Annotated in this window: 1 protein-coding gene; it reads right to left on the minus strand. The window is 38.1% G+C overall.

Features of this window, described 5'->3' with window-relative positions:
- Positions 1-59: 59 nt before the first annotated feature.
- On the minus strand, positions 60-452 hold a 393-nt coding region (locus OH459_RS28175), incomplete at its 5' end, for a hypothetical protein (protein WP_269989912.1).

Below are 452 nucleotides of genomic sequence, written 5' to 3' on the forward strand. Positions count from 1 at the left end.
AAAAAAGTGGATGCCTATCTTTCAGGCGAAAAAAAAGGGTAGCCACTGGCTACCCTTTTTTATCGTTCTAAATCTCTGTCGATTTCTCTGTCCTCCCAATCACTTTCTTTCTCCGTATGGTTAAAGTCCATCTCTTGCTGAGGTGTATATTCTTTCGGCTCAAAGTGTTCAAGTGATTGGCTGTCGTTTTCTTTTTTCTCATTATAGTTGAGGGTGTCTAATTCGCTCTCTTGATGAGAAGTGTGTGACTCGTTTAATTCAATATTGTGCGCGCTGTTATCTCGCTCTAGTTTATCAAGGCACTGTTTGATTTCCTCTTTGAGATTATCATCTGACATGAATTGGATGTCTCTTCCATTAAAGTTCTCGATGATTTTCTCAATGTTATTTGGGTTTAAATCGTGATTACCTTGGTTTAATACAATAATGATGTTCTGTCTCAGTTCATCGGT

This window comes from Vibrio sp. MM46 (assembly GCF_027587135.1).
GTDB classification, from domain to species: Bacteria; Pseudomonadota; Gammaproteobacteria; order Enterobacterales; family Vibrionaceae; genus Vibrio; species Vibrio harveyi.